We start from the raw sequence: 2,609 nt of genomic DNA on the forward strand, positions 1-2,609 counted from the left end.
GCCCGGGGTCGCGGTGTGATTGGCGTCAGTCGCGACCCCGGATCTGGTGAAGCCCAACCCATGTCTGGGAGGACTCGTGTCCAAATTTAGCCTGTTCCCGTCATCTTCGCCGGGTCAGGTCACTCTTGTAGAGGCCCCGCTTGCCACGACGTACGCCCGCAAGGCGCGGTTGACGTTCTGGGTGGTAGGCCTGTCGGCGTCGGTGCTCGGGGCGGTGTCCCTCGGCTACACGATGCCGTGGCCGATCGTCGGCGGAATCCTCGGCGTCGCCGGCGGTCTGGCGGTCGGTCTGGTGTGTGCGGTGCTGGTGCGGATCTGGCCGGTCCTGCGCGCGGTCTGGCACTGGCTGCCGGAGATCACCGTGTTCCTGGCGGTCGTGTTCGGCTGGACCACGCTGGTCCACACGGTCCCGGCGGTCGCGGCGGTGTTCATCATCGGTGTCCCGGTCGCCGTCGTGGCGGCGGTGCCGGCTACTCGCCGGGCGGTCATCGCGGTGGTGTGGTGTGCCATCGACCGGCACCGGGTCCGCAGTTTCTGTGCTCGGGCGCTGCGGGCGTCGTCGACGAAGGCCGGCTGTCTGCCGCTGATCCTGATCGCTCGTCCGACCCCGTCGGGTGAGCGGGTCTGGCTGTGGCTGCGCCCGGGTCTCACCCTCGCCGATCTGGAGGGGCGCACGGGTGCGCTGGCCGAGGAACTGGGTGCGTCGCAGGTCCGGGTCGGTCGGGTGAGTGAGGCGCGGGCGGCGTATGTCTACGTCGACATCGCCCGCCGCGATCCGCTGCGGTCCCTCGTCCTGTCCCCGCTGATGGACCTGGTCGATTTCGACGAAACGATCATCCCCACGTCGCCGGGTCTGCCGCCGGTCGGCGGTCTGGACCTGCCCGGCGTTCCCGAGCCGTACAACCCGCCGCAGGAGCGTCGGGGCGGCCGTCGCCCGACCGAGGGGCAGGCCTGAGATGACGACGACAGAGTTTCTGCCGGGCCGGGTCCCGGTCGCCTCCTCCCTGTCGATCTTCGACCCGGTGGTGTTCGGCGCAGACGAGTACGGACGCCGGGTCGACGTGCCGATCATGTTCCGCAACATCGCCCTCGCGGGCGAGCCCGGTGCCGGCAAGTCGGGCGCAGTGGCGAACTTCGTCGCCCACGGCGCCCTCGCAACGGACTGCCGCCTCGTGTTGATCGACGGCAAGCAGGTCGAGTTGGGGTTGTGGGAGGAGGTCGCGGACTGCTTCGTCGGCCCCGACCCCGACCACGCCAACCGCACCATCCTGCGCGTCCAGACGGTGATGGACAACCGGTACGCGTGGCTGCGCTACCACGGCCGCCGCAAGATCCAGCGTGACGACGCGTTCTCCGCGATCATGATCGTGATCGACGAGCTGGCGTACTTCTCAGCCACCGCCGGCGACAAGAAGAGCCAGGAGACGTTCTCCCGGCTCCTACGGGACCTGGTGGCCCGGGGCCGGGCGGTCGGCATCATCGTCGTCGCCGCCACCCAACGGCCCTCCAGCGACATCATCCCCACGAGCCTGCGGGATCTGTTCGCGTGGCGGTTCGCCGGCCGGACCACCACCGACTCGTCCAGCGACATCATCCTTGGGCACGGCTGGGCCGGTCGTGGCTACACCGCGACCAGCATCGACCCCCTCAACCAAGGCACCGGGTTGCTGCTGGCCGAGGGCGGCGTGCCGCGTCTGGTCAAGGCCGCCTATTTGTCCGATCAGGACATTCGGCACCTCGCCGCGTTCGCTGCCCGGATCCGTCGCCCTGACTACTCCCTGACGGCCTGAAAGGGGACCGAATCATGCGTACCTTTCGAATCCGGCGCCTGGCCACGGTCCCCATGCGGGCCGTCCGGACCGCGACCCTCAAGACCACCTACGGCCTGACCACATGGGCGTACCGGCCGAAGGTCGTTGCGATCGAATGCCCCGGCTGCGGCCGGTGGGTCAGCCCCCGCAACTACGAGCACAACGTCTACCTGTGCAAGACCTGCGCCCCGGCCGACGCGTACACCCGGTTCACCAACCGTCCGATGACTGGCGGACGTCAAGGCGTCCTTGTCACCGCCGAGCCGATCCGCTCACGCCGGGCGGTGACGGTCTGATGAGCCGCACCCACCACATCACCGACGTGCGAGTACAGCTCATCGGCCGCGACATCGACGTCACCCGCCTGCTGGACATCCTGCGTGAGCTGCTCACGATCAACGACCTCACACACCTGATCCCGGTCGACGAACCCCACGTAGCACTCCAGATGACGGTCTCCCGTCGCACGCCGTACAGCGGCGGAACCAAGTAACGCCAAGCCTTCTGACCGCTTCCATCCGCTCCGAGACCGCAACGCTCGGAACGGGTGGTGGCCGCCACGAAGGCGTCCAGCACCACTAGCACCGCCCAGGCCAGTAACAACCGCCAAGAAGTCTCTGGCCTGGACGGCTCAACCACCCCCGAAGGGGAGCTGTGTGATGCACCCTACCCAAAATCAGGCCCTGTCTGCGGCCGCCGACCACTCTCCCGACCCCGATGCGGTCACGCGCGCTCGCGCACAGATCACCACCCACCCGGACGCCCCGGACGCGTTCGTCGTGCACGCCCTGGCCCAGA

Annotated in this window: 4 protein-coding genes; all 4 read left to right on the top strand. The window is 68.7% G+C overall.

All coding sequences use genetic code 11. The features are described 5' to 3' along the window. Positions 1–76 precede the first annotated feature (76 nt). From G401_RS0138970 to G401_RS0138985, 4 genes are read left to right on the top strand one after another with little or no spacing between them, the layout of a single operon-like run. Positions 77–955 carry a hypothetical protein gene (locus G401_RS0138970; RefSeq protein ID WP_027346745.1) on the top strand — a complete coding sequence of 293 codons (879 nt, stop codon included), beginning with the start codon at positions 77–79 and terminating at the stop codon, positions 953–955. A 1-nt stretch (position 956) separates the two neighbouring features. Further along, a complete protein-coding gene (locus G401_RS0138975; RefSeq protein WP_027346746.1) occupies positions 957–1,790 on the top strand; it encodes an FtsK/SpoIIIE domain-containing protein in 834 nt (277 codons plus the stop codon). A gap of 14 nt (positions 1,791–1,804) precedes the next feature. Continuing rightward, positions 1,805–2,107 carry a hypothetical protein gene (locus G401_RS0138980; protein WP_157546790.1) on the top strand — a complete coding sequence of 101 codons (303 nt, stop codon included), beginning with the start codon at positions 1,805–1,807 and terminating at the stop codon, positions 2,105–2,107. After that, a complete protein-coding gene (locus G401_RS0138985) occupies positions 2,107–2,304 on the top strand; it encodes a hypothetical protein (protein WP_027346748.1) in 198 nt (65 codons plus the stop codon). Before G401_RS0138980 ends, G401_RS0138985 begins: the two co-directional genes overlap by 1 nt. Positions 2,305–2,609: the final 305 nt, after the last annotated feature.

The organism is Hamadaea tsunoensis DSM 44101 (genome assembly GCF_000428945.1).
Lineage (GTDB): Bacteria > Actinomycetota > Actinomycetes > Mycobacteriales > Micromonosporaceae > Hamadaea > Hamadaea tsunoensis.

Coding starts and splice junctions, on each gene's coding strand:
- G401_RS0138975 (WP_027346746.1), top strand. CDS start 957: ATGACGACGACAGAGTTTCTGCCGGGCCGGGTCCCGGTCGCCTCCTCC.
- G401_RS0138980 (WP_157546790.1), top strand. CDS start 1,805: ATGCGTACCTTTCGAATCCGGCGCCTGGCCACGGTCCCCATGCGGGCC.
- G401_RS0138985 (WP_027346748.1), top strand. CDS start 2,107: ATGAGCCGCACCCACCACATCACCGACGTGCGAGTACAGCTCATCGGC.